Source organism: Sphingomonas adhaesiva (assembly GCF_002374855.1).
In the GTDB taxonomy this organism is placed as follows: domain Bacteria; phylum Pseudomonadota; class Alphaproteobacteria; order Sphingomonadales; family Sphingomonadaceae; genus Sphingomonas; species Sphingomonas adhaesiva.
Window position 1 is genome coordinate 31,991 of sequence record NZ_NWVC01000007.1, and the last position, 22,119, is coordinate 54,109.

Consider the following 22,119-nt stretch of genomic DNA (forward strand, 5'->3'; position numbering starts at 1 on the left):
GAGGGATCAGACGATCCGCTCGACTTCCATCTTCTTGATCTCCGCGATCGCCTTGGCCGGGGACAGGCCCTTGGGGCAGGCGTTGGCGCAGTTCATGATCGTGTGGCAGCGGTACAGCCGGAACGGATCCTCCAGCGCGTCGAGCCGCTCGCCGGTCATCTCGTCGCGGCTGTCCGCCAGCCAGCGATACGCCTGGAGCAGGATCGCCGGGCCGAGGAACTTGTCGGAATTCCACCAATAGCTGGGGCAGGACGTCGAGCAGCAGGCGCACAGGATGCACTCGTACAGCCCGTCCAGCTTGGACCGTTCCTCGGGCGACTGGAGCCGTTCCTTGCCCGCGGGCGGCGGGGTCACCGTCTGCAGCCACGGGGTGATCGAGGCATATTGCGCGTAGAAGTGCGTGAAGTCCGGTACCAGGTCCTTGATGACGTCCATCGCGGGCAGCGGGGTGATCTTCACCTCGCCCTTCACGTCCTCGATCGCGGTGGTGCAGGCCAGCCCGTTCTTGCCGTCGATGTTCATCGAGCAGGATCCGCAGATGCCCTCGCGGCACGAGCGGCGGAAGGTGAGCGAGCTGTCTTGCTCCGACTTGATCTTGATGAGCGCGTCGAGGACCATCGGGCCGCATTCGTCGAGGTTCACCTCGAACGTGTCGTAGCGCGGGTTCTCCCCCGAATCGGGATCGTAGCGATAGACCTTGAAATTGCGCATGGTGCCGCCGGGCTGCGGCGAGGGAATCGTCCGACCGCCCTTGATCTTGCTGTTCTTCGGGAGCGTGAACTCGGCCATGCGCGCGTCTCGTCTTCGTAACAGGCGGACCGCCGGCACGCAGGAGGCGCGCCGACGCCGTTCGTGACGGGCGCGTACATGATCGCGGCGGTCGCCGCAAACCCGCGCCCTTGCATATCCTAAGTAGCGCGTAAGCCGGTCGGCTCAAGAGGCTTGTTGCGCCGATGCGCCCGCGGGATCACGCGCGCAGATCGAGCAGTACCGAAAAGCCCCCGAACGCCATCCTTTTGCCGTCATAGGGCGGCGGCGCGGCGCCCGTCATCCGCGCGTCGGCCATCACCGCGCCCCAGCCCTGGTCGCGCGCCGCGCGCGAGGGCCATTCGATCCAGCCGAACGCGGGCGCTTCCCCGGCCTGCGTCAGCACCGCGCGGTGGAAATCGGTGGTTTCGCCCGCCGGGACGTCGTCGGCGGCGGTGTCGACCACGCGCCGCGCGCCGTGATCGAGGAAGACCGGCGCGAGCGCGGCGGCATGATCGCGATAGGCCGCGTCCGCGTCGCGGGACAGCGGCAGGACGACGCCGTCGACGAAGCCCGCCGTCTCCGTGGTCACGCCGGCGTCGCTGACGACACGGAAGCCGCCCCAGATCATGCGGCGCATGTCGAACGGCATCCCCGCGCCGAGCGCCTCCATGCGCGGATCGGTCCTCATCCGCTCGCTCGCGGCATCGCGCGTCGCGCGATCGGGATATTCGAACCACGAGAAGACGACGGCTTCGCCGGCCTGCGCGTCGACCGCGCCCCACAGGTCGTTGACCGTGCCGCGCGGCACGTCCTCGCCCCACGCCTCGACTAGGCGGGTGACCCCGACGTCGCGCAGTATCGCGAACGCGGCATTGGCATGCGCGACATAATCGTCGCGCCGGTGGCCGGGAACGGGTGTGAGGAAGCCTTCGATATAGGGCATGGACCGTCTCCTCGAATCGTCGCTCGCCAAGGATGCGGGTCGGAGTTATTAAAAGCAACCATGAAGTCAGAAAAGATAACGAAATCGCCCGCGCGCTGGTATGACGATGCCTGCGGCACCGCGTTGGGCCTGGAATTGCTGGGCGAGCGATGGGCGATGCTGGTGGTGCGCGAGTTGATGTTCGGCCCGCGGCGCTTCTCCGAACTGCGCGCGGGCCTGCCGGGGATCAGCGCCAACGTGCTCACGCAGCGGCTCGACGGGCTGGCGCGCGCGGGCGTGCTGGTGCGGCACGACGCGCCGTCGCGATGCTACGAGCTGACGCCGTGGGGCTATGAGGCGGAGGAGGCGATCCAAGCGCTGGGGCGCTGGGCGGCGCGTTCGCCGGATCACGATCCAACGCGGCCCCTGTCGGCCGCGTCGATGATGCTGTCGCTGCGCACCATGTTGGACCGCGACCGGGCGGTGGGGCTGTCGCTGACGATCGGGTTCCGCTTTCCGCGCGATTCATTCGTTGCGCGGCTGGCGGACGGGGCGTTGCCGGTGGTGCGCGCATCCGCCGCGGGCGATGCCGTGTTCGCGACGACGCCCGGGGTGATGGCCGCGGTGATCTACGCCAAGCGCCCGATCGCCGAGGCGGAGGCGGCGGGCGATCTCGCGTTCGCCGGCAACCGCGCGGCCGCCGCCGCGTTCATCGATCTCTTCCACCTGCCCGCGAAGGCCGTATCGCCGATTGCGGCGGGTTGACGCGAACGCGATCCCTTCTCACTGGTACACACCCCTACAGCGGACGGCTTATTCCTGATGACCGATATTCCGAACACGCAGCCCGACAGTCGCGACACGACGATCCTCGACGCGCCGGACAAGATGGTCAGCGTGCGCGACCTGTTCGGGATCGACAGCGACATGGAAGTGCCGGCCTTCTCCGAGGCGGACGAGCGGGTGCCAGATCTGGACCCGGCCTATGTCTTCGATCCCGATACCACGCTGGCGATCATCGCGGGGTTCGCGCACAACCGCCGCGTGATGGTGCAGGGCTATCACGGCACCGGCAAGTCGAGCCATATCGAACAGGTCGCCGCGCGGCTGAAATGGCCGTGCATCCGCATCAACCTGGACGCGCACATCAGCCGCATCGACCTGGTCGGGCGCGACGCGATCGTGCTGAAGGACGGGCAGCAGGTCACCGAATTCCGCGAAGGCCTGCTCCCTTGGGCGCTGCAGACGCCGACCGCTCTGGTGTTCGACGAATATGACGCCGGGCGCCCGGACGTGATGTTCGTGATCCAGCGCGTGCTGGAGACGGAGGGCAAGCTGACGCTGCTCGACCAGAACCGGGTGATCCGCCCCAACCCCTATTTCCGGCTGTTCGCGACCGCCAACACGATCGGCCTGGGCGACACCAGCGGTCTGTACCACGGCACGCAGCAGATCAACCAGGGCCAGATGGACCGCTGGAACGTCGTCGTCACGCTCAATTATCTGCCCGCCGTGACCGAGGCGCAGATCGTGCTCGCCAAGTCGGGCGAATATGACAAGCCCGATGGCAAGAAGGTGGTGGAGAACATGGTCCGCGTCGCCGACCTGACGCGCAAGGGCTTCATCAACGGCGACATTTCGACCGTGATGAGCCCGCGCACGGTCATCACCTGGGCGCAGAACAGCCTGATCTTCGGCGACGTCGGCTTCGCGTTCCGCCTGTCGTTCCTCAACAAGTGCGACGAGGCGGAACGTGCGCTGGTCGCCGAATATTACCAGCGCGTGTTCGGCAAGGACCTGCCGGAAAGCGTGGTGGGGAAGGCGTGATGACGCGGGCCGAAGCACTGCGGCGGCTGCGAACCCATCGTGCCGATCTGCACGCGATGGGTATCGAGCATGTCGCGATCTTCGGCTCGACCGCTCGTGAGGAAGCGGGCGCGCGATCGGATCTCGATCTGGTGGTGAAGCTGCGTCCCGACATGCGCCTGGGGTGGGACTTCTTCACGCTCGACGATCGCGTTGGCGCGTTGCTGGGTGTTCGCGTCGATATCGTGACCGAGCCGACGGACCGCCCCCGACTTCAGGCGGAGATCGACCGTGACCGCGTCGACGCTTTCTGAGCGCACCCGGTCGCGCTTGCGCGACATGATCGAGGACGCTGATCGCGTGGCCGGTTTCATCGACGGGATGACGGTCGAGACGTTCGTTGCCGACGAACGTACGGTGTTCGCCGTGGAACGGCCGCTGCAGCGGATCACGGAAGCGGCCATCCAGATTCCGCCGGAAGACGCCGCGCGCCTCGGACCGGATATTCCGGTGGCCAAGATGCGGGCATTGGGCAATCGCCTGCGCCACGAATATCGTGATGTCGCGCGGGATATCATCTTCGATTTGGTACGGATCGAAGTGCCGCTGGTCCGCGCGGCGGCCGAACTCGCCTTGGAAATGGACCGCTGATGGCCAACGACACCCCGCTCGATCGCTTCAAGGCGGTGCTGGGCGGCACCGCGCGCGCTTTGTCGGACGAGGCGGAGGTGGAGCTGGCGTTCACCGCCGATACGCCAACGCAATCGGGCAAGCACCTGAAGGTGCCGATGCCCGCGCGCACGCTGCCCGCCGACCAAGTGGCGGAGGCGCGCGGTTTCGCCGATGGCTTCGCGCTGCGGCTGCGGCTTCACGATGCGGGGCTGCACGCGCGCGCCGCGCCGGTGGATGCGACCGCGCGCGCGGTGTTCGATGCGGTGGAAACCGCGCGGATCGAGGCGCTGGGCAGCCGCGGCTATCAGGGGATCGCCGACAATCTGGCGACCGCGCTGGACGTGAAGCTGCGCGCCGATCCGCTCACCCGCGCGCGCAACCGGTCCGAAGTGCCGCTGTCGACCGCGCTGCAACTGCTGGTGCGCGAGGCGCTGACCGGTGCGCCCTCGCCGGTGGCGGCGGAACCGGGGCTGGCGCTGGTGCGCGACTGGATCGGCGAGAAGACCGACCTTGGCGCGCTGGCGCTCGCGCTCGATGACCAGCGCGCCTTCCAGCAGCTGGCGACCCGGCTGCTCCAGGATCTGGAGCTGGTCGAGGGCGATCAGGTGCCCGAGGACAGCGACGAGGGCGGTGAGGAGGAGGAAGGCCAGGAGGGCCAGGAAACCGACGAGGCGGACGAGGGCGATGCCGAACAGTCCGAAGGCGACGCGCAGATGGAACAGCGCGGCCAGCAGCGCGAGGACCAGTCGTCCGAGGGCGAGAGCCAGCAGCTGGAGGGCGACGACCTCGACGATGCCGAGGGCGAGCCGGGCGACGAGGGCGAGGAGGGGATGCAGCCGGTGCGCCCCAACCGTCCGCCCGCCGACATGTCGCAGGCGTTCGACTATCGCGTCTGGACCGGCGATTTCGACGAGGTGATCGCCGCCACCGAATTGTGCGATGCCGAGGAACTGGCGCGGCTGCGCGGCTATCTCGACCAGCAGCTGGTGCACCTGCAATCCGCGGTGTCGAAGCTGGCCAACCGCCTCCAGCGGCGGTTGATGGCGCAGCAGTCGCGCTCTTGGGATTTCGACCAGGACGAAGGGTTGCTGGACGCCGCGCGGCTGGCGCGCGTGGTCGTCAATCCGATGCAGTCGCTCAGCTACAAGATCGAGCGCGATACCGAATTCCGCGACACGGTGGTGACGCTGCTGATCGACAATTCCGGGTCGATGCGCGGGCGCCCGATCTCGATCGCGGCGATCAGCGCGGACATCCTGGCGCGCACGCTGGAACGCTGCGGGGTGAAGACCGAAATCCTGGGCTTCACCACCCGCGCGTGGAAGGGCGGGCAGAGCCGCGAGACGTGGCTGGCCGCCGGCCGCCCGCCGCAGCCCGGCCGGCTCAACGACGTGCGCCACATCGTCTACAAGATGGCGGACGAACCGTGGCGGCGCGCGCGCAACTCGCTGGGCCTGATGATGCGCGAGGGGCTGCTGAAGGAGAATATCGACGGCGAGGCGCTGCTGTGGGCGCATACGCGGCTGATGGCGCGGCCGGAGGATCGCCGCATCCTGATGGTCATTTCCGATGGCGCGCCGGTCGACGATTCGACGCTCAGCGTCAATTCCGGCTCGTATCTGGAACGCCATCTGCGGCAGGTGATCGGCTGGATCGAGAAGAAGTCGCCGGTGCAGCTGGTCGCGATCGGCATCGGCCATGACGTGACGCGCTATTACAGCCGCGCGGTGACGATCATGGATGCCGAGCAGCTGGGCGGCACGATCATAGAGCAGCTGGCCTCGCTGTTCGACGCCGAGTGATGGCGGGCGTGAGGCGCCGATGAGCGATCGCCGCAGGGCGATCGCCGCGCCGGCCGGCGGCTTCGCGGGGCCGGTGAAACGGTCGATCACCATCGCCGGACACGCCACCTCGATCAGCCTGGAACCGATGTTCTGGCGCGCGCTGGAGGGGGCGGCGGACGCGCGCGGCCTGCCGCTGTCGGCGCTGGTCGCGGCGGTCGATGCGCTGCGCATCCAGGCCGGGGATCCCCCCAATCTGGCCAGCGCGCTGCGATCCTGGCTGTTCGCGGAATATGCGATCGGCTCGCAATAGCGTTGACAGTGCGAACGAGTAGCAATAGCTGACCCCCAACAACAAAGGGGGAAGTTCATGTCGTCGTCCGTCTCGTTCCTGGCGCTTTCGTGCGTCGGCCTGATCGCGTCGGCGCCCGCGCTGGCCGCGCCGGCCGATTCGGCGCCGCGCAGCGATGCCGGCGCAGGGATAGCGGTGGCGGCGCCGTCCGATCAGGATGCCCGCGCGCGCATCCAGCGCGACGATATCGTCGTCACCGGCCTGGCCGAGCGCGCGCCTGCCGAACTGGAAAGCCCGAAGGCGACCGCCCCGCTGCTCGACACGCCGCAGACGGTGACGGTCATCTCCGACCAGGTGCTGCGCAAGCAGAACCTGCTGACGCTGCGCGATGCGTTGCAGACGATCCCCGGCATCACCTTCGGCGCGGGCGAGGGCGGCGGCGGCTATGGCGATTCGATCAACCTGCGCGGCTTTTCGGCGAACAACGACATCACCATCGACGGCATCCGCGACACCGCGCAATACAGCCGCACCGATCCGTTCAACCTGCAGCAGATCGAGGTCTACAACGGCGCCAACACCGCCTTCAACGGATCGGGCAGCGTCGGCGGCACGATCAACCTGGTGTCGAAGGAGCCGCGGACGGAGGCGCTGACGATCGCGCAGGCCGCCATCGGCACCGACAATTACTATCGCGCCGCGATCGACGCGAACGAGCCGCTGGCGGACAACGTCGCCGCGCGGCTGAACGCGGTCTACCACCACAATGACGTGCCCGGGCGCGACGTCGAGAAATTCGAACGCTGGGGCGTCGCCCCCGCGGTGACGATCGGCGCGGGCGGCCCGACCAGCCTGACGCTCGCCTATGTCCATCAGGAGGACCGCAACACCCCGATCTACGGCGTCCCCTACTTCAACAACGCGCTGTCGGGCGGCGTCCTGCCCGGCGTCGATCGCAGCGATTACTACGGCTACAGCAACCTCGACCGGCAGGATGTGACCGTCGACCGGCTGACCGCGACGTTCCGCCACCAGGTCGACGAACATATCGCGGTGCGCAACCTGACCCGCTGGCAGCGCGTCGGCCAGTATAGCGTGACCAGCGCGCCGCAGGGCACCTTCTGCCTTGCCGCCACCAACCGCCAGCCGCGCGCGACCAGCGCCACCAATGCGCAGGGGCTGCCGTGCACCACCACGGTCAACGGCACCGCGATCACCATCCCGGCGGGCCAGTGGCTGCCGTCCGGCCCGCGCGGGCTGGTGCGCGATCAGGAGAACCAGCTGCTGGTGAACCAGACCGACATCCGGCTGGAACACGGCACCGCCGGGGGCATCCGCAACGTGGCGAACATCGGCGTGTCGGCGCTGGTGGAGGACTATCGCATCACCTCCGGTTCGCTGCTGCGCAACGCCAACGGCGCCGCCACCGCGCCGTTGCCGTTCCTGTCGATCAGCAACCCCGACACCGTCTATCGCGGCCCGATCAACTATGTGGATACCGCGCACCAGCGCGCGACCAGCGAGAATATCGCGGTCTATGCGTTCGACACGCTGGAACTGGGCCGCGCGGTCGAGCTGAACGGCGGGGTGCGCTGGGAACAGCAGCGCACCGATTTCCGCAGCCTGCCGCTCGCCACCCTCGCGCCGGGGGTGAGCCAGCCGGTGCCCGCGCAGCTGGTGCCCGCGATCAACCGCGAGCGGCTGTTCTCCTGGCGCGTGGGCGCGGTCTATCACCCGGTCCGCGACGTCAGCCTCTACGCCGGCTACGGCAATGCGCTGACCCCGTCGTCGGCCTCGGTGCGCGCCAGCTGCGTCAGCGTGTCGAACGCGATCGTCACCAACACCTGCGGCGTCGCGCCCGAAAAGGCGTATAATTACGAGGTGGGGGCCAAGGCCGGGCTGTTCGGGCGCCGGCTGGAGCTGACCGCGGCGCTGTTCCGCAACGAACGCACCAATTACCGCGTGCCGTCGAACGATCCGGCGCTGCCGACGGTGCAGGTGCTGGGTGGGCGCAGCCGCGTCGACGGGATCGCGCTGGGCGCGTCGGGCAACCTCACCCGCGCCTGGACGATCTTCGCCAATTACACCTATCTCGACAGCCAGGTGCGCCAGTCGGTGTCCGACTATTGCCTGCGCAATCCGGGCGCGACCGGCTGCGGCAATTCGGCGGCCAACCCCGATCCGCAGCGCGGCCGCCCGCTGGTGCAGACCCCGGCGCATTCGGGCAGCCTGTTCACCACCTATCGCCTGCCGTTCGGGCTGGAGCTCGGCTATGGCCTGACCTACCAGGGGGCGTTCACCACCTATGTCCCGGTGCTGGCCAACGACGTCACGGTGAAGACCGACGATTACCTGATCCACCGGGCCTATCTGGGCTATACCTTCGGCAAGGGGCTGACGCTCCAGCTCAACGTCCAGAACCTGACGGACGAGAAATATCTCACCAACGTGCGCAACAACATCGATGCGACCACCGGCGTGGTGACCGGCGGCTGGGCGATGCCGGGCGACCGGCGGCAGGCGGTGCTCAGCCTGTTCTACAGCTTCTGATCGTGGCAGGATCGCGCCGATGCTGATCGCGATCTCCGACGTGCTGGATGCCGCCGCGCTCGCGCGGGTGCGCGCGATCGTCGATGCGGGCGAGTGGGTGGACGGCAACGCCACCTCCGGCCCGCAGGCCGCGCTCGCCAAGCGCAACGCGCAACTGGCCGACGGCGGCGCGGCCGCACGGGAGGCGGGGGCGATCATCCTCGACGCGCTGGGGCGCACCCCGCTGTTCGTCGCCGCCGCGCTGCCGGCGAAGGTGTGGCCGCCGATGTTCAACCGTTATGCCGGCGGGCAGGCGTTCGGCGTCCATATCGACAATGCGGTGCGCGTGCGCCGCGACAGCGATTTCCGCCTGCGCAGCGACCTGTCGGCGACGCTGTTCCTGTCGGAACCGGCCGCCTATGACGGCGGCGAACTGGTGATCGAGGACCGGTTCGGCGAACAGCGCGTCAAGCTGCCCGCCGGGCATATGGTGCTCTACCCCGCGTCCAGCCTGCACCGCGTCGAGCCGGTGACGCGCGGCGCGCGGGTGGCCAGTTTCTTCTGGATCCAGTCGATGGTCCGCGACGACGGCGCGCGGCGCATCCTGTTCGACCTCGACCAGGGGGTACAGGCGGTCGCCGCGGCGCAGGGCCAGGACGCGCGCGCCACGGTGGCGCTGACGGGGGTGTACCACAACCTGCTGCGCCGCTGGGTGGAGGCGTAGCGGGGCGGGGGCTGCGTGACGTACGCCGCCCCCCGATGTGTCCGGGGCCGCCGCGCCCCCCTCCGTCATCCCAGCGAAGGCTGGGATCTCTGGACGATAGCACGCGACCAGAACCGCCGAAGGCCCCAGCCTGCGCTGGGGCGACGATTGCCCGCCTCAGCCGCCGCCGTCGCGCTCGATATCCGCGCCGACCGCCGACAGCTTCTCCTCCAGCCGCTCGTACCCGCGATCGAGGTGATAGACGCGCGCGACGCTCGTCTCGCCCTCCGCGACCAGCCCGGCGATGATAAGGCTCATCGACGCGCGCAGGTCGGTCGCCATCACCGGCGCGCCGACCAGCCGGTCGACGCCCTTCACCACCGCGGTGCGCCCGCGCACCTGGATGTCGGCGCCCATCCGCGCCAGTTCGGGGACGTGCATGTAGCGATTTTCGAAGATCGTCTCGGTCAGCACGCTGGCGCCCGCCGCCTTGCACAGCATCGCCATGAACTGCGCCTGCATGTCGGTGGCGAAACCGGGGTAGGGCGCGGTGGTCAGCGTCAGCGGCCTCAGCTGGCCATCGCTGGTGACGACGATCGAATCGCGCCGTTCCTCGATCCCCACGCCCGCCTCGCGCAGCGCGGTCAGCGTCGCGCCCATCGACGCGACGTCGACGTTGGTCAGCTCCACCTCGCCCCCGGTGACCGCCGCGGCGCAGGCATAGCTGCCCGCCTCGATCCGGTCGGGCATCACGGCATAGGTCGCGCCGTGCAGTTCGGCGACGCCCTCGATCTCCAGCGTCTCGGTGCCGATGCCGTCGATCCGCGCACCCATCGCCACCAGGCAGCGGCACAAATCGACGATCTCCGGCTCGCGCGCGGCATTCTCGATCCGACTCGATCCGCTGGCGGTCACCGCCGCCATCACGACATTCTCGGTCGCGCCGACCGACACCACCGGGAAGCGATACCGCCCGCCCGACAGCCGTCCGCCGGGCGCGGTGGCGGTGACATAGCCCGCGCTCATCTCCAGATCGGCACCGATCGCCTCCAGCGCCTTCAGATGCAGGTCGATCGGGCGGTTGCCGATCGCGCAGCCGCCCGGCAGCGACACGCGCGCCTGCCCGGCCCGCGCCAGGATCGGGCCGAGCACCAGGATCGACGCGCGCATTTTGCGCACGATGTCATAGGGCGCCTCGGTAGAGGTCAGCTGCCCGGCGCGGATCGTCATGACGCGGCCGAAATCCTCCGGCCGGCTGCCCTCGATCGTGGTCGATGCGCCCAATTGGTTGAGCAGATGGCCGAAGCCGTCGACGTCGGCCAGCCGCGGCAGGTTGCGCAGCGTCAGCGGCTCGTCGGTCAACAGCCCGCAGGGCATCAGCGTGAGCGCGGCGTTCTTCGCGCCGGAAATCGGAAGCTTGCCGTTCAGGCGACGGCCGCCGCGGATGAGGATACGGTCCATCCCGATGCTCTAGCCAGTCCGCATCGCCGCGCCAAGCGAGCGATCGCTCAGCGCGCCACGCCCACCGCATCCAGATGCCCGTCGATCGCCGCCAGCAACCGCGCCAGCCCGTCGGCGTCGCGCGCCTCCGCGCGCAGCGTCAGCGCCGCCTGCGTGTTCGACGCGCGCAGCAGCCACCAGCCGTCGTAGGTGGAGACGCGGATGCCGTCGGTGGTGTCGACGCGCGCGCCCGCATCGGCGACGCGCGCGGCCACCGCGGCGACGATCGCGACCTTGTCCGCCTCCGCCACGCGCACGCGGATCTCCGGCGTGGCGTAGCGCGGCGGGGCGGCATCGCGCAGCGCGGCCAGCGACCGGCCCGACAGGTGGACGGCGTGGATCAGCCGGATCGCGGCGTACAGCGCGTCGTCGAACCCGTAATATTCGTCCGCGAAGAAGATATGGCCCGACAGCTCGCCCGCCAGCGGCGCGCCGGTTTCCTTCATCCGGCGCTTCATCTGACTGTGCCCGGTCCTGCCCATCACCGGGCGCCCGCCCAGCGCGGCGATCCCCGCGAACAGCGTGTCGCTGGACTTCACGTCGGCGACGATCGTCGCGCCCGGCATCCGCGCCAGCACCGGCGGCACCAGAATGGACAGGATGTCGTCGCCCCACAGCACGCACCCCGCGCCGTCGACCGCGCCGATGCGGTCGCCGTCGCCGTCGAAAGCCAGTCCGAAATCGAGCTTGTTGTCCGCGACCAGCGCCTTGAGATGCGCCAGATTGTCCTCGACCGTGGGATCGGGGTGGTGATGCGGAAAGGTGCCGTCGACGTCGCAGAACAGCAGGTGATGCTCGCCGGGCAGCCGGCGGGTCAGCCGGGCGATCGCCGGGCCGGCGGCGCCGCTGCCCGCGTCCCAGCCGATGCGGAAATCGCCCCCGGCATAGCCGGCGAGCAGCCGCGCGACATAGGCGTCGGCGACGTCGGCATCGGTGACGCTGCCGGGCCGGCCGGCTTCCCAGTCGCCGGCGGCGGCGATCCGGGCGAGATCGCGGATATCCTCCCCGAAAAAGCTGTCGTGTCGAAGTACCAGCTTGAAGCCATTGTCCTCGGCGGGATTATGGCTGCCCGTTACCTGTATGCCGCCATCCACTTCTAGCGTGGCTTCCGCGAAATAGAGCATCGGCGACGGACCCAGGCCGATCCTCACCACGTCCACCCCGCCCGCGGTCAGCCCGTCGACCAGCGCGGCTTCCAGCAGCGGCGAATGCGTCCGCCCGTCGCGCCCCACCGCCACCCGCCGCCCGCCCGCGCGCCGCACCCGCGTGGCGAAGCTGCGCCCGACCGCGAGGGCGTCGGCGGCGGTCAGCGTTTCGCCGACGGTACCGCGCACGTCGTAATCGCGCAGGATATCGGGGTGGAAGACGTGCGCCATCACGCCTCCGGCCGGCGCAGTCGCTCCAGCAGCAGGTCGCGCGCGGCATTGGCGCGGCGCGTCGCCTCGTCCGAACCGCCGCGGTCGGGGTGGACGTCCGCCACCAGCCGGCGGTGCGCGGCGCGGATCTCGCCGGCATCCGCGCCGGCCGGCACGCCCAGCAGCGCGCGCGCGTCGCGCACCGCCGACGGACGCCGCGCGGCGGGCTTCTTCAGCAGCCACCAGATGCCCCAGATCAGCAGCGCCGCGACGATCCACTTCATGGCCGTGTGCCCCTTTTGCGAGCGCCCGTCACGCGAACAGCGGCATCGCCGCCTCCGGCAGCGCCAGCCCGGCCATCATCTCGCGCAGTTCCTGGCGCGCGGCGACATGGCTCAGCCCCATGCCCCCGAACGTCTTGGCATCCAGCAGCGTCAGCCCCTTCGGGAACAGCTCGCGATAGATCACGCGCTCGCCAAGGCCGGGGATGATGCGGAAGCCGACGCGCCGCGCCAGCTGGTCCAGCGCCTCCGACACGCGGCGCATGTTGCGCGCCTCCAGATATTGCAGGCGGTTGCGCAGCACCACCCAGTCGATCGTCGTCCCGTCCTCGCGCGCGCGGGCCTTGCGTGCGTCCCAGATCAGCTCGGAATAGAAACTGGGGCGCGTCACCTTGAAGGTTTCGGGGTCGACGTGCCCGATCAGATCGAAATCGACGAAGCTATCGTTCATCGGCGTCACCAGCGTATCGGCCAGCGCCGCCGCGATCCGCGCCGCGGGATCGTCGCGCCCCGGCGTGTCGATCACCAGGAAATCGTAGCCGTCGGTGAAGCCGCGGTACAGATCGCCGAAATTGCCGTCGGCGCGTCCGTCGCCGGTGGCATGGTGGGGCACGGGCAGGTCGATCCCGGTGCGCGTCACCGTCGCCTCGCGGTTGTCGAGATAGCGGCCCAGCGTGCGCTGGCGGTGGTCGAGGTCGATGCAGGCGACGCGCGCGCCCTTCGCGGCGAGCGCGATGGCGACGTGGACCGCGGTGGTCGATTTGCCGGTGCCGCCCTTTTCATTGGCGAACACAATGACATGCGTTCGCTGCGGCGGCGTCTCGGTCACCATCTCGGACAATTCGTCGCATCCCTCATTGATTGCGCTTCGTCGCGACCATAGAACCCGCCGCCGCGAGTTTCGAGGGGTAAGACGTGGAAGTATATCGCGATCTGGCGGGCCTGCGGGCCGCGCTGGCGGAGGCGCGTGCGGCCGGGCGCGAGGTCGCGCTGGTGCCGACGATGGGGGCGCTCCATGCCGGGCACGTCGCGCTGGTGGAGGCCGCGCGGCGCCCCGGCGCGTGCGTCGTCGCGTCGATCTTCGTCAATCCGAAGCAGTTCGGCGCGAACGAGGACCTGTCGCGCTACCCGCGCAAGGAGATCAGCGACATCGCGATGCTGACCGATGCGGGCTGCGACATCCTGTGGCTGCCGCCCGTGGAGGCGATGTATCCCGACGGCTTCGCCACCAACGTCTCCGTCACCGGGGTCAGCGACGGGTGGGACGGCGCGGCCCGCCCCGGCCATTTCGACGGCGTCGCCACCGTCGTCGCTAAGCTGTTCAACCAGGTCCGCCCGGCGCGCGCCTATTTCGGGGAAAAGGATTTCCAGCAGCTGGCGGTGATCCGCCGGATGGTGACCGACCTGGATTTCGAGATCGAGATCACCGGCGTGCCGACCCAGCGCGAGGATGACGGTTTGGCGCTGTCGTCGCGCAACGTCTACCTGCTGCCGGAGGAGCGCGCGAAGGCGGTGGCGCTGCCGCGTGCGCTGGGCGTGGCGGCGCGCACGATCCTGGGCGGGGGCGATACCGCGCGCGCGCTGGAGGATGCGACCGCGGCGCTGGTCGCGGCGGGCTTCGCGGTCGATTATGTCGCGCTGGTCGATGCCGAAACGCTGGTCGCCGATCCCGCGCCCGGCCGCCGCCGCCAACTGCTCGCCGCCGCGCGGATCGGCAACACCCGGCTGATCGACAATCTGGCCGTCGATCCTGCCTGAAGCCGGGTCTGCCCCTAGACCAAAGTTGTAAGAATCGCGGTTAACGAATTAACCATTTGGTGACGCCGGCTGAGGCACACCCCAAGTCCATCGAAATGGATCGCAAGGGGCATCCGGTGGTTATGAATTTTCAACAGGCGCTGCTGGAGCGCCGTATCGCGGAGGCCAGCCGCGGCGACGCGGACGCCGCCTACGACCTGGGCGTCGCTTTTTCGACCGGCACCTCGGGGGCGACCTTCGACGCGATCGAGGCGCACAAATGGTTCAACCTCGCGGCCGCGTGCGGCAACGAGGAGGCGGGCGCGGCGCGCGCCGACGTGGCCGAGGACATGACCGCGCGCGAGATCGCTACCGCGCAGCGGGCGGCGCGCGACCTGCTCGCGCTCATCCGTCGCCACGCGGCCTGACCTTCCTTTCCCGCTGCGGGCGATTGTGAACGTCCCGGCGGCGATGATATGCGCGCTCCTTTGGGGGCGTCGATACCGCGGCCCCGGCGGAGGGGGCGACAGCGGACATGGCATTTGCGGACCGGATCGGCGCGCTGCCCCCTGACGGCACCGGGCCGCTGTACCTGCAATTCGGCGCCATCCTGCGCAGCGCGATCGAGCGCGGCGCGCTGGCCCCGGGCGATGCGTTGCCGGCCGAACGCGAACTCTGCCAGGAATATGGCATTTCCCGCATCACCGTCCGCCGCGCCATCGCGGCGTTGAGCGACGCCGGCCTGCTGGTCGCGCGGCGCGGCGCGGGGACCTTCGTCGCGGGCAGCGTGGTGCCGCACGCCGCCCCCGGCCCGGCCGCCGCCCCGGCGCGGGTGGAAAAGAGCTTCGCGCATCTGTCGTCGTTCACGCAGGACATGCTGGCGCGCGGGCGCCGCCCCGAAAGCCGCTGGCTGGCGCGCAGCGACGGGCTGGTCACCCCGGACGAGGCGCTGTCGCTGGCGCTGTCGCCGGGCACGCCGGTCTATCGCTTCCAGCGGCTGCGGCTGGCGGACGGGCAGCCGCTGGCGATCGAACATTCGACCATCCCGGCCTATTGCCTGCCGTCGATCGAGGCGGTCGGCGACTCGCTCTACGCCGCGCTGGAGGCGGCGGGCTACCGCCCGACGCGCGCGCTGCAGCGGCTGCGCGCGATCCCGTTCCTCGATGCGCAGGCCGCGCTGCTCGACGTGCCGTCGGGGCATGCCGGGCTGCTGATCGAGCGCCGCGCCTTCCTGTCGGACGGCCGCCCGGCGGAGGTCACGCAATCCTATTACCGCGGCGACGCCTATGACTTCGTCGCCGAACTGGGCGAGTGAAGGTACCAATAACGATCCACTGCATTATCTATTGAAGGCCTATTGGTCGCGGTGTAGTCCGGTCGATGCAGGAGGAAGGGCTATCATGACCGACATGATTGCAGCGCAGCGGGCAACGCTGATGTTTGCCGAGGCCGGGGAGGCGGGGGACGCGGTGGCGCGGTTCCTGGCGGCGAACGGCGCGGCGATCGCGGCGCTGGCGCAGCGGCTGCGCGCGGCGCCGCCGGCGGTCGTCGTGACCTGCGCGCGCGGGTCGTCGGACCATGCCGCCACCTATGGCAAATATCTGTTCGAGACGTTGCTGGGCGTGCCGGTCGCGTCCGCGGCGCCGTCGGTGGCGTCGGTCTATGCCGCGCCGGTGGCGCGCGGCGAGGGCGAGCGGCTGGTGATCGCGATCTCGCAATCGGGGCGCAGCCCGGATCTGATCGCGACGGTGGCGGCGCACCAGCAAGCGGGCGCGCATGTCGTGGCGCTGGTCAACGACGCCGGATCGACGCTGGCGACGATGGCCGACACGCTGCTGCCGCTCTGCGCCGGGCCGGAAACGTCGGTCGCTGCGACCAAGTCCTGCCTGGTGGCGATGGCGGGGCTGGCGGCGATCGCGGCGGACTGGGCGGGCGACGATGCGCTGGCGGCGGCGGTGGTGGCGCTGCCGACGCGCCTGCCCGCGGCGTTCGCGCAGGACTGGAGCGCGGCGGAAGGCGCGCTGGTCGCGGCGACCAACCTGTTCGTGCTGGGGCGCGGCTACGGCTTCGGCATCGCGCAGGAGGCCGCGCTGAAGCTCAAGGAGACGTGCGCGCTCCATGCCGAGGCGTTCAGCGCCGCCGAGGTGCGCCACGGCCCGATGACGATCGTCGGCGAAGGCTTTCCGATCCTGGCGTTCGCGACGTCGGATGCGGCGGGCGATGCGGTTCGCGCGGTCGCTGCGGAATTCGCCGAGCGTGGCGCGATCGTGCGGATGGCCGATGCGCGCGGCGGCGGCGCGCTGCCGGCGGAGGCGAGCCATCCGGCGATCGAGCCGCTGCTGATGCTGCAAAGCTTCTATCGGCTGGCCAATGCGGTATCGCTGGCGCGCGGGCTGGACCCCGACCAGCCGCCGCATCTGGCGAAGGTGACCAGGACGCTATGACCGCCACGATCATCCGCTACGCCAACGGCCATGTCGTCACCCCCGGCGGCACCCTGCCGGGCGCGGCGATCACCATCGGTGCGGACGGGCGGATCGCCGCGATCGCCCCGCTGGCGCGCGACGCGGTGGCCGGCGCGATCGACCTGGCGGGCGGCTGGATCATGCCCGGCTTCATCGACACGCAGGTGAACGGCGGCGGCGGCGTGCTGTTCAACGATGCGGTCGATGTCGACGGCATCGCCGCGATCGCCGCGGCGCACCGCGGCTACGGCACCACCGCGCTACTCCCCACGCTCATCAGCGACACGCTGGAGAAGGTCGCCGCCGCGCTGGACGCGGTGGAGGCGGCGATCGCGCGGGGCGTGCCCGGCATCGTCGGCACGCATATCGAGGGGCCGTTCCTCAACCCCGCGAAAAAGGGCATCCACGATCCGGCGATGTTCCGCCGGCTGGACGATGCCACGATCGCACTGCTGACGCGACCCCGGCGCGGCCGCGTGCTGCTGACGCTGGCGCCCGAATTGTGCGACCCGCGCGATATCGCGGCGCTGGCCGCGGCGGGCGTGCGCGTCGCGGCGGGGCATAGCGACAGCGATTACGACACCGCGATGGCCGCGTTCGCAGCCGGCGCAAGCGGGGTCACGCACCTGTACAATGCCATGACCCCGCTGGGGCACCGCGCGCCGGGGCTGACCGGTGCGGCGCTCGACTGGGGCCGCGCGTGGTGCGGGCTGATCGCGGACGGCGTCCACGTCCACCCCGCCGCGCTGCGGCTCGCCACCCGGCTGCTGCCCGCCGACCGTGCCATGCTGGTGACCGATGCGATGCCCAGCGTCGGCGCCGCGCAAAAGGACTTCACGCTCTACGGCCGGCCGATCCATGTCGCCGACGGCGTGTGCCGCGGCGCCGACGGGACGCTCGCCGGCTCCGACCTCGACATGGCGCAGGCGGTGGCGAACATGGTGCAGCTGGTCGGCGTCGCGCCGCAGGCGGCGGCGGCGATGGCGGCGGCCAACCCGGCGGCGTTCCTGGGCCTGTCGCACGAACGCGGCGCGCTGGCGCCGGGGCTGCGCGCCGACTGGGTGTGGCTGGATGCCGGTTTCCGCGCGCGCGGCACGTGGATCGGCGGCGAACAGGTGGCGCACGGCGCATGACGCGCCCCGCCGCAACGGGAGAGACGATCGCGTGACACGCCTGACCCTGCTGTCGCCGCTGCCCGGATGGGTATCCCCGCTGGACGAGGTGCCCGACGCGGTGTTCGCCGGCGGCATGATGGGGGACGGCGTCGCGATCGACCCGACCGGCACGCAACTGGTCGCGCCCTGCGCCGCGACGGTGCTGTCGGTCCATGCCGCACGCCATGCCGTGACGCTGCGCACCGACGACGGCGCCGACGTGCTGATCCATCTGGGCATCGACACCGTGGCGCTGGGCGGCGCGGGCTTCGCCGTGCGGGTCGCGGCGGGGCAGCGGGTGGCGGCGGGCGATCCGCTGATCGACCTCGACCTCGACCGGTTGCTGGCGGGCGCCGCCAGCATGGTCACCCCGGTGCTGGTGACCGACGCCGATGCGTTCGAGGTGGTCGATCGCCATCCCGGTGGCGCGGTGGCGATCGGCGAGCCGTTGCTGGTGATCGCCCCCCGTGCCATCGCTCGTGCCGCCGCCGATGCCGGGGACGGCGCCGCCGTCGCGCGCGACGTGGTCGTCCCGCTGGCGCACGGCCTCCACGCCCGCCCGGCGGCGCGGATCGCGGAGGCGGTGCGCGGGCTGGACGCGCGCGTCACGATCGCGAAGGGCGATGCCGTCGCCCCCGCGACCGGGGTGACCGCGCTGCTGGCGCTGGACGTGCGCCATGGCGACACGATCACGCTGCGGGCGTCCGGGCCGGACGCGGACGAGGCGGTCGAACGGCTGGCGACGCTGATCGGCAGCGGCATGGGCGAGGCGGGGCCGGCCGCCCCCACGCCCGCCGCGCCGCCGGCTCCCGCGCCCGCGCTTCCCGACGGCATGCTGCGCGGCGTCACGGCGGCGCCGGGGCTGGCGATCGGCACCGCGCGCTGGCTGGCGTCGCGCGATCGCGCGGTCGCGCGCGACGGCGCGGGCGCGGACGCGGAACGCGCGCGGCTGGATGCGGCGCTGGCGCAGGTGCGCGCCGCGCTGGCGGCGGCGACCGGCGCGGCGGCGGCGATCATGGCGGCGCATCGCGCGCTGCTCGACGATCCCGACCTCATCGACGTGGCGCAGCGACAGATCGCGGCGGGGCGCAGCGCGGACCATGCGTGGCGCCACGCGCTGCGTGCGCAGGCCGATACGTTGCGCGCGACCGGCAACCCGCGCCTCGCCGAGCGCGCTGACGACCTGCTCGACGTCGAGCGCCGCGTGCTCGCGGTGCTGGCGGGGGAGGGCGATGACCCGGCCGCGCCGGCCTATCCGGCGGGGACGATCCTGCTCGCCGACGATCTGCTGCCCTCCGACGTCGCGGCGCTGCGCGACGGTGCGGTCGTCGGCCTGTGTTCGACGCGCGGCGGCCCGACCTCGCATGTCGCGATCCTCGCGGCCGGGCTGGGCATCCCCGCACTGGTCGCGATCGGCGGCCCGCTGGCCGAGGTGGCGGAGGGCGCGACGCTGATCCTCGACGCCGATGCCGCGACGCTGGCGGTCGATCCCGCGCCCGGCGTGGTGGCGGCGGCGCGGGCGCGCGCGGATGCCGCGGCGCACCGCCGCGCCGCGGTGCTGGCCGCGGCGGCCGACGCGGCGCACACCCGCGACGGCGTGCGGATCGAGGCATTCGCGAACCTCGGTTCGCTCGCCGATGCGCAGGCGGCGGTCGCCGCGGGGGCGGAGGGGTGCGGGCTGCTGCGCACCGAATTCCTGTTCCTCGACCGCGCGACGCCCCCCGATGCCGACGAACAGGCCGCGCTGTACTGCGCGGTCGCCGATACGCTGGACGGGCGGCCGGTGATCGTTCGCCTGCTGGATATCGGCGGGGACAAGCCCGCGCCGTGGCTGCCGCTGCCGGCGGAGGAGAATCCCGCGCTGGGCGTGCGCGGCATCCGCGTCGGGCTGCGCCACCGCGACGTGCTGGATACGCAGCTGCGCGCGATCCTGTCGGCGGGCGCGGCGTGCCGCATCATGCTGCCGATGGTGGCGAGCGTCGCGGAACTGACCGCGGTGCGCGGGGTCGTCGATGCGCTGCGCGCCGACATGGGCGTCGCGCATGCCGTGCAGGTGGGGGTGATGGTGGAAACCCCCGCCGCCGCGATCACCGCCGACCTGCTGGCGCGCCACGCCGATTTCCTGTCGATCGGCACCAACGACCTGACGCAATATACGCTGGCGATGGACCGCGGGAACGACGGCGTCGCGGGCGGGGTCGACGGGCTGCACCCGGCGGTGCTGCGGCTGATCGGCGAGACGTGCCGCGGCGCGGCGCGCCACGCGCGCTGGACGGGGGTGTGCGGCGGGCTGGCGTCCGATCCGCTGGCGGTGCCGATCCTGATCGGGCTGGGCGTGACCGAACTGTCGGCGACGCCCGCGCTGGTGCCGGAGGTGAAGGCCGCGATCCGCGCGGTGACGCTGGCCGATTGCCGCGATCTGGCGGCACGCGCGGTCGCGGCGGACAGCGCGGCGGCGGTGCGCGCGCTGGCGCGCGACTTTGCAGGAGGAATGGCGGCATGAAGGCGCTGATGCAGGGGCTGCAATCGCTCGGCCGGGCGCTGATGCTGCCGATCGCGGTGCTGCCCGCGGCGGGGCTGCTGCTGCGGCTGGGGCAGCCGGACCTGCTCGACGTCGCGTTCGTCGCGGCGGCGGGGGAGGCAATCTTCAGCAATCTGGGGCTGTTGTTCGCGATCGGCGTCGCGACGCAGCTGGCGCGCGACGGCAACGGCGCGGCCAGCCTGGCGGCGGTGGTCTGCTATCTGGTGGCGCGCAACGGTGCGCAGCCGCTGATGATCGTGCCGCCCGACGTCGCCGGCGACCTAGCGATCGCGGCGTGGAAGGCCAAGGCGATCGGGCGGCTCGACGTGCCGATCGGCATCCTGTCCGGCGTCGCCGGCGGGCTGCTGTACAATCGCTTCGCCACGATCAGGCTGCCCGACTACCTCGCCTTCTTCGGCGGGCGGCGGTTCGTGCCGATCGTCAGCGGCGTCGCCGGGATCGCGATCGCCGCCGTGCTGGGCAGCGGCTATGGCGCGATTGCGGCGGGGATCGACCGGCTCAGCTGGGGGATCGCGGCGGCGGGGCCGGCGGGGCTGTTCCTGTACGGCGTGGTCAACCGGCTGCTGCTGGTCACCGGGCTGCACCATATCCTCAACAACATCGTCTGGTTCGTGCTGGGCGACTATCACGGTGTCAGCGGCGATCTGCGCCGCTTCTTCGCGGGCGATCCGGCGGCGGGGGCGTTCATGACCGGCTTCTTCCCGGTGATGATGTTCGGCCTGCCCGCCGCGTGCCTGGCGATGTATCACGAGGCGCGGCCCGACCGGCGCCGCGCGGTCGGCGGGATGCTGCTCAGCCTCGCGCTCACCTCGCTGCTGACCGGGGTGACCGAGCCGATCGAGTTTTCGTTCATGTTCCTGGCGCCTGCGCTTTACGTCCTGCACGCGGTGCTGACGGGCGTGTCGATGGCGGTCACCTATGCGCTGGGGATGCGGTTGGGGTTCGGCTTTTCGGCGGGGCTGCTCGATTATGTGCTGAACGCAGGGAAGGCGACGCGCCCGCTGCTGCTGCTGCCGATCGGGCTGGCCTATGCCGCGATCTATTACGGCGCCTTCCGGCTGGCGATCCGCCGCTGGAACCTGGCGACCCCGGGACGCGAGGCGGACGGCGGCGGCGGCGACGCCGCGGCGATGGTGGCCGATGGCGATCGCGGCGCGGCATTCGTCGCCGCGCTGGGCGGGGCGGCGAACCTGATGACGGTGGGCGCGTGCACCACCCGGCTGCGGCTGGTGCTGGCCGATACCGCCGTGGCGGACGATGCGCGGCTGAAGGCGCTGGGCGCGCGCGGCGTGCTGCGCCCGTCGCCGACGACGCTGCAGGTCGTGCTCGGCCCGATCGCCGATCAGGTCGCGGACGAGATTCGCGTCGCCGCCGGTGCCGCCGGTGCGCCCGCGCCCATGGTCGCCCCGGCCGAACCGCGCGCGCAGGATCTGCCCGCTGCGGTGCTGGCGGCGCTGGGCGGGGCGGCGAACCTGGGCGCGCATCATCGCTATCGCGGGAGGATCGTCGTCACGCTCCACGACGATGCGCGGATCGACCGGGCCGCGCTGGCGGGGGCGGGGGTGCGCATGGCCGCGCCGGTCGGCGGGCGCTGGCACCTGCTGACCGATCCGCGCGCCGCCTGACGCCC

Annotated in this window: 21 protein-coding genes; 15 read left to right on the forward strand and 6 right to left on the reverse strand. The window is 71.0% G+C overall.

Annotation, left to right across the window (positions count from 1 at the left end):
- Positions 1–6: 6 nt before the first annotated feature.
- Together COA07_RS13495 and COA07_RS13500 are read right to left on the reverse strand one after the other, a co-directional pair.
- Positions 7–789 carry a succinate dehydrogenase iron-sulfur subunit gene (locus COA07_RS13495; RefSeq protein WP_066708637.1) on the reverse strand — a complete coding sequence of 261 codons (783 nt, stop codon included), beginning with the start codon at positions 787–789 and terminating at the stop codon, positions 7–9.
- A 178-nt stretch (positions 790–967) separates the two neighbouring features.
- The gene (locus tag COA07_RS13500) at positions 968–1,693 is read right to left on the reverse strand and encodes a DUF1428 domain-containing protein (RefSeq protein WP_083956768.1); all 726 of its coding nucleotides are present in this window, start codon (positions 1,691–1,693) and stop codon (positions 968–970) included.
- A gap of 60 nt (positions 1,694–1,753) precedes the next feature.
- Between COA07_RS13500 and COA07_RS13505 the strand changes: the two genes are divergently transcribed.
- The 8 genes from COA07_RS13505 to COA07_RS13540 are packed head-to-tail and all read left to right on the forward strand — an operon-like array spanning position 1,754 to position 9,476.
- On the forward strand, positions 1,754–2,437 hold the full coding sequence (locus tag COA07_RS13505; protein ID WP_066708635.1) for a winged helix-turn-helix transcriptional regulator: 684 nt from the start codon (positions 1,754–1,756) through the stop codon (positions 2,435–2,437).
- 57 nt (positions 2,438–2,494) lie between these two features.
- On the forward strand, positions 2,495–3,499 hold the full coding sequence (gene cobS / locus COA07_RS13510; protein WP_066708633.1) for a cobaltochelatase subunit CobS: 1,005 nt from the start codon (positions 2,495–2,497) through the stop codon (positions 3,497–3,499).
- Positions 3,499–3,792 (forward strand): nucleotidyltransferase family protein, encoded by a 294-nt coding sequence (locus COA07_RS13515; protein WP_141396541.1) that lies wholly within the window; start codon positions 3,499–3,501, stop codon positions 3,790–3,792. The genes cobS and COA07_RS13515 overlap by 1 nt, the downstream gene beginning before the upstream one ends.
- Complete coding sequence (locus COA07_RS13520; RefSeq protein WP_141396542.1) at positions 3,770–4,129, forward strand: HepT-like ribonuclease domain-containing protein; 360 nt, start codon at positions 3,770–3,772, stop codon at positions 4,127–4,129. Before COA07_RS13515 ends, COA07_RS13520 begins: the two co-directional genes overlap by 23 nt.
- Positions 4,129–5,952, forward strand: a complete 1,824-nt coding sequence (gene cobT / locus COA07_RS13525; protein WP_066708624.1) for a cobaltochelatase subunit CobT — start codon at positions 4,129–4,131, stop codon at positions 5,950–5,952. Before COA07_RS13520 ends, cobT begins: the two co-directional genes overlap by 1 nt.
- Before the next feature lie 19 nt (positions 5,953–5,971).
- Entirely contained in the window at positions 5,972–6,244 is a 273-nt protein-coding gene (locus tag COA07_RS13530; protein ID WP_066708621.1) for a ribbon-helix-helix domain-containing protein, read from the forward strand.
- A 57-nt stretch (positions 6,245–6,301) separates the two neighbouring features.
- The gene (locus COA07_RS13535; RefSeq protein ID WP_066708619.1) at positions 6,302–8,773 is read left to right on the forward strand and encodes a TonB-dependent receptor; all 2,472 of its coding nucleotides are present in this window, start codon (positions 6,302–6,304) and stop codon (positions 8,771–8,773) included.
- Between the two features lie 19 nt (positions 8,774–8,792).
- Positions 8,793–9,476: a Fe2+-dependent dioxygenase gene (locus COA07_RS13540; RefSeq protein ID WP_066708616.1), complete on the forward strand. Its 684-nt coding sequence runs from the start codon at positions 8,793–8,795 to the stop codon at positions 9,474–9,476.
- 156 nt (positions 9,477–9,632) lie between these two features.
- Here COA07_RS13540 and murA read toward each other — a convergent pair whose 3' ends face one another.
- Genes murA through COA07_RS13560 form a run of 4 tightly spaced genes read right to left on the reverse strand, consistent with a single transcriptional unit; the run spans position 9,633 to position 13,423 of the window.
- Complete coding sequence (gene murA / locus COA07_RS13545) at positions 9,633–10,916, reverse strand: UDP-N-acetylglucosamine 1-carboxyvinyltransferase (protein ID WP_066708613.1); 1,284 nt, start codon at positions 10,914–10,916, stop codon at positions 9,633–9,635.
- Positions 10,917–10,963: 47 nt separating this feature from the next.
- Positions 10,964–12,331 carry a phosphoglucomutase/phosphomannomutase PgmG gene (gene pgmG / locus COA07_RS13550; protein WP_066708610.1) on the reverse strand — a complete coding sequence of 456 codons (1,368 nt, stop codon included), beginning with the start codon at positions 12,329–12,331 and terminating at the stop codon, positions 10,964–10,966.
- Complete coding sequence (locus COA07_RS13555; RefSeq protein WP_096641216.1) at positions 12,331–12,594, reverse strand: J domain-containing protein; 264 nt, start codon at positions 12,592–12,594, stop codon at positions 12,331–12,333. The genes pgmG and COA07_RS13555 overlap by 1 nt, the downstream gene beginning before the upstream one ends.
- A 28-nt stretch (positions 12,595–12,622) precedes the next feature.
- Positions 12,623–13,423, reverse strand: coding sequence for a division plane positioning ATPase MipZ (locus tag COA07_RS13560; protein WP_066712024.1), 801 nt, complete (start codon positions 13,421–13,423; stop codon positions 12,623–12,625).
- Between the two features lie 83 nt (positions 13,424–13,506).
- Here COA07_RS13560 and panC point away from each other — a divergent pair, with 83 nt between their 5' ends.
- The 7 genes from panC to nagE all read left to right on the forward strand — a co-directional run bounded on the left by panC (position 13,507) and on the right by nagE (position 22,114).
- Positions 13,507–14,349: a pantoate--beta-alanine ligase gene (gene panC, locus COA07_RS13565; RefSeq protein ID WP_066712022.1), complete on the forward strand. Its 843-nt coding sequence runs from the start codon at positions 13,507–13,509 to the stop codon at positions 14,347–14,349.
- Between the two features lie 122 nt (positions 14,350–14,471).
- Positions 14,472–14,756, forward strand: coding sequence for a hypothetical protein (locus tag COA07_RS13570; RefSeq protein ID WP_066712028.1), 285 nt, complete (start codon positions 14,472–14,474; stop codon positions 14,754–14,756).
- A 107-nt stretch (positions 14,757–14,863) separates the two neighbouring features.
- On the forward strand, positions 14,864–15,643 hold the full coding sequence (locus tag COA07_RS13575) for a GntR family transcriptional regulator (RefSeq protein WP_066712021.1): 780 nt from the start codon (positions 14,864–14,866) through the stop codon (positions 15,641–15,643).
- A gap of 85 nt (positions 15,644–15,728) precedes the next feature.
- A complete protein-coding gene (locus COA07_RS13580; RefSeq protein ID WP_096641218.1) occupies positions 15,729–16,772 on the forward strand; it encodes an SIS domain-containing protein in 1,044 nt (347 codons plus the stop codon).
- A complete protein-coding gene (gene nagA / locus COA07_RS13585; protein ID WP_066712019.1) occupies positions 16,769–17,926 on the forward strand; it encodes an N-acetylglucosamine-6-phosphate deacetylase in 1,158 nt (385 codons plus the stop codon). The genes COA07_RS13580 and nagA overlap by 4 nt, the downstream gene beginning before the upstream one ends.
- Before the next feature lie 31 nt (positions 17,927–17,957).
- Complete coding sequence (gene ptsP, locus COA07_RS13590) at positions 17,958–20,450, forward strand: phosphoenolpyruvate--protein phosphotransferase (protein ID WP_245842158.1); 2,493 nt, start codon at positions 17,958–17,960, stop codon at positions 20,448–20,450.
- Positions 20,447–22,114, forward strand: coding sequence for an N-acetylglucosamine-specific PTS transporter subunit IIBC (nagE, locus tag COA07_RS13595; RefSeq protein ID WP_066711197.1), 1,668 nt, complete (start codon positions 20,447–20,449; stop codon positions 22,112–22,114). Before ptsP ends, nagE begins: the two co-directional genes overlap by 4 nt.
- Positions 22,115–22,119 lie beyond the last annotated feature (5 nt).